2 protein-coding genes are annotated in these 4,653 nt (G+C 30.6%); both read right to left on the bottom strand.

Annotation, left to right across the window (positions count from 1 at the left end; genetic code table 11):
• A partial coding sequence (locus A3I1_RS08705) for a Cna B-type domain-containing protein (RefSeq protein ID WP_473965399.1) occupies positions 1 to 1,346 on the bottom strand: 1,346 nt, incomplete at its 3' end.
• A 2,955-nt stretch (positions 1,347 to 4,301) separates the two neighbouring features.
• The coding region (locus tag A3I1_RS07855; protein WP_018369884.1) for a Cna B-type domain-containing protein at positions 4,302 to 4,653 on the bottom strand (352 nt) is incomplete at its 5' end.

Below are 4,653 nucleotides of genomic sequence, written 5' to 3'. Positions count from 1 at the left end.
GTAGTTTTTTGGCCTGTTGGTTGACCATCTGCTAAGAGATTAACCACAACTTCTGCTGGGCGTTTACCATCTTGGTTGTCGGCATCATCCCAGATTTTCTTACCTGAAANTTCTGTCACACTTGGTGTGTGGCTATTAGTAATTGTCACATTACCGTCTGTCACCTCACCAATAGCTATATCATAACCAGCAATTGTGCCAACTTCTTTAACAGTGTAGACAATCGCTTGACCTGCAGCTTTTTCTGGTAATTCTGACCATGCATATGTCCAATTATCTGTCGCTGTTAATGTAACTGGCTCACCTGATTTTTTACCATCTGCATAAAGTTGAACCTTGATGCTTTCTGGACGAAGACCGTCTTGGTTGTTGTTATCATTCCATACTTTGGTTACAGAAAGATTTTGTGTTCCAATATTTGTAATGGTATGCTCATTTTCAGAAGTTTCTTCATAAGTCACATAGTATAATTTATCAAGTAAAGAGATAGAACCATCTCTCTCACCCATTTCTTTGACACTATAGATATACTTATTATTTTGAGAATCAAACTTATTAAGGTTATCCCATCGAGCTTCTGTTGCACCATTTTCTAATTTTTTAACTTCAGCACCAGGAACTTCTTCAAGAGGTTGATTGGCAACTTTTCTAAACAATTTTAAATAGATAGTTGGATAATCTTGAGAATTAGTCATCCAAATTTTTCGAGCAGTTACTGCTGTTTTAAATTTCTCATTTGTAACAGTAATCGTATCTCCTACAATAGAATATTGGGAACTATTTTCAGGGAGTTTGTTAAGTGTGAACTTGATATCTTTTGTTTCTTTGATATCATAACCAGATATAGTCTGAGTTTCTTTTAGTAAATATTCAGTATTTTCCCAAAGAACCCATCCAAGTTCTTGTTGATCACCCTCAATTAGAATTTTACCTTCATTATTTGTAATAAATTTAACATCTTGATTATTTTTATCTTTGACAGCTACCTCAGCGCCATTTTCTATTTTAAATAATTGAAATTCAACACCCTCTAATTTTTGATTGATATCATCTTTATCAATTTTTAAAATAGTAACACTAGGGTTGCTACCTGATCCACCACCTAAAGCTTCAATGTTAACAGTTTTAGAAACTTCATGACTGTAATCTCCTAATGTAACTGCATTAGAATATGATGTTGCCCCTTTTCCAAGAATTTTTACGGAATATGTAATTTCAATTTTCTCACCATCAGGTACATTAGAAAATGTTACAGTATTACTTTGTTTATCAAAACCAACTTGTAAAGTTGGAATAGATGGTAAAATTTCAATAGAATCTTGAATTAACCTCAAATTATCTGACATTTTATCTTTAATAGTTAATGTATCAGAATGAGGTGAAATATCTTTTTCTGCTTTATTAATGATTATTTTAAATTTAGCAGTATAATCATTATCAAGTGTCGGTTCTTCTAAAACAGTCTTATCAATATATGGATGATAAGTATGTTTAACTATAGTATTTTCTGATGATAAATGTTTCCATTTAGCAATGTTTTCAAGAGGGAAGCCTCCTTTTTTAGATAATGCTAGTTCATTTAGTCTATTTAGAGCAGCCTCATCTTTAACAATTAATGAATAGTAAAGCTTATAAACTGGATGTAATTTACCATTATTCTTTGGTAAATCAGTTAAAACCATATTAATGCCTTCAGTAGAATTTTCTACTTGAACATTTCCGCCTTCAAATTCATTACCATCAACATCAATTCCTTTAATAACAGCTTGCTTAACATCATAATACTTCAAAAACTCTGTGTTGAAGATATCTTTAATAACATTAGTATCCTCAGAAATACCATAAAAAGTTAATTCATAATCATAAACTGGATAAACTTTGCCACCTAGTTCTACGCTATTATTACCAAGTACTTTTTTCTCAATACTTTCCTTTTTAGGTATTGCTATTGCACTAGCACTTAAAATAATTTGTTCCCCTTCAGTATCAAGACGAAAAGAAATGTTGTTCTTATGTACCTCGTTTGATTGATAACCACTTTTTGCAGCTAAAGTTAACCATTCTTGGTTTACTTTTGTTTCGAAAGTGATAATAATATCTCTCTTTTGACCATCAGGAGTAGGCTTCAAGCCCTGAATATTGAAATTTTTGTCTTTAAAAAATTCGATTGTTATAGTATTACTTTGTTTATTTGTAGGTAATCTTAATCTATAACTTTCTTCCTCAAGTAATCCTGTCACTTCGAGGCTATCTTCGATGATTTCATCATTCATGATATTATCGTCTTCATCAACAAATTTTGGAATATCATCAACGATAAAGGTATTTCCGGTAAATCCAGCTTCAGAAAAGTTTTTAATTTTAATTTGCCATTTAATCTTATCGCCTGAGACTTCTATTGCTTGTTTTTCAAGTTCCAGACCAATATCAACATTAATACGACTGTCATAATAAACTTCATAATTGAATGATGCAGCCCAGTTTCTAAAATTAAGTGAACCTGGAGCACCTGTCATGTCAATTTCAGTTGTATAAAAAACTTCATATTTATAATTTTTATCAGAGTCAGGAATGGTATACTTCCAAGAAGATAAACCTTTAACCCCTGAGGTTGTTTGCAATTGTGCCCAAGGAATATCTCTATTTTCTTTACTTCCATCAGGTTTAGTAACTACAATTCTAATACCAGTACCAGTATAAACCATTCTCTTTTGAGCAGCATTATCAATACGGTCCTCAATGACTTGCCCACTCATCGTTTTTCTCATGTAGCTATTGATTAGCAATTTCCAAGAAGCACGATATTTATTGTTACCAATTTCATCGAAAGATTCTCTAATTTTCTTTAAAAAATCATATTCAATCTTACTATCAAGATTATTCTCAATAATTTTTGGTGTTTGGACGTTATCACTTCTAACTGTTACGGTATTTTTAGTTTCGTCAATACTTCCTGTTTTAAATATGTTGTCATGATTAACATATGCTGTGTATTTGATAATTATTTCTTCATTATTAATCATTTTAGCAATGCTTGTCTCAAAACCATTACCGACAACCTTAGTTGTTTGATTTACTTGATCAACTTTATTTGATGTAACAGTTACATTGTTAGCAAAGGTAAGAGCAGTACCAGTAATAACATCTGACACAACAACATTCTTGTTTACTCCTATTGACTGGATACTAATTGTGTAGTTAACTTCGCCAGATTCTTTATCATATCTACCTTTTTTTGTAACTTTTAAATCTGCATCTGTATTGAATTTAAATGTTTTTTTAACCTGTTCATTAAATACAATCTCTTCAGAATTTTCATCAAAACTTGCTTTAATTTCTATTTTAAATTCAATGTTAGCAACTTTTTTTAATCTAATAAAATTAGGATCATTTTTATTGAAATTTACTTTAAGTTGATTATTTTCAAATTTAAATGTATTATTCTCAATAACAACTTCACCTTCATTATCAGTAATCCTTATTGGAAAAGATGTTTCTCCAATAGTTCCAACTGACATTCCTGCAGGTAAGGTATAAACAAGTTCGCTTTCATTGTCAAATTGTTTTGACTGAGTTTCTGCAAAAGAAAAATTAACAGCATATTCACCATCAGGATATAATATGTGATTGCCTTGATCATCTTTTTCCGAGTCAATGTCAACATTTACTAACAACTCATTAAGATTAGTAGTTGGGACTCCATTTTCTTCAGCATATGCCTGTTGATTTTTTTGACTTACCATCAAAAAAGCTAACATGGCAATCAATAAAACTGAAAAAATATGTTTTATAAATTTAACCATTTTTTTCCTCCATTGTTTCTTTGGTATAATTTATTATAAAAAAGTATTTATTTCCCCCCTTTTTAAAATAAATTCCAGTAAAATTAATTTATTAAATTTTTGCCCTTCTTCTAATTTTAACAATAGAATCTATAGCACCTATATTGTATCATAAATGCCATATAATGAGAAGAATATTGCTGTTTTCAATTGTTTTTTTTTACATTACAATTAAAAAATCTTTCGTAAGCTCATACTGTAATAAATTTTGATTTTTTCTTACTTTTTTCCATTATTGATTAACAATCCTCTGACTAATATTGTATATTGAATATCACTGACCTCACGAATTTATGTAATTTTTGAATAAATTAATCAGAATATATCTTTTTAGATACTAAAAACAAATAAACCGCCTTCCCATCAAAAACCAGTTTACTGTGTAAGCTGGTCTTTGACACAATAAAACCCTCTGTCATTATTGACAGAGGGTTTTTCTAGTAATAACTAGAAAAATGACTAGTTGTTAACATAGCGTCTATAAGTAAAGAAACCTGCAAACCCTGTTACTACTAATCCTATTAAACTAAAGAGTAGAGTTGATGACTCTCCTGTTTTTGGTAATGGTTTTTCTGGACGATGGACATTGGTAATGTCATAGCCCTTAATGACTGTAGTATAGCCTTTAACAGCATCTTCTGATAAACTATACTCAATTTTCTTACCATTCTCATACTCAGGAAGATTCTCAAAGCTATAAGACCACTTGTCTTTAGCTGTCACTACTAAATGTTTCACTTCTTTCCCATTCGCATAAAGACGAACAGTAATAGACGCTGGTCTTAAACCATCTTTATTGTCAGCGTCATCC

Source organism: Streptococcus marimammalium DSM 18627 (genome assembly GCF_000380045.1).
Lineage (GTDB): Bacteria > Bacillota > Bacilli > Lactobacillales > Streptococcaceae > Streptococcus > Streptococcus marimammalium.
Note: the sequence above shows the minus strand (reverse complement) of the source record. Positions and strands in the feature narration are given on the sequence as shown.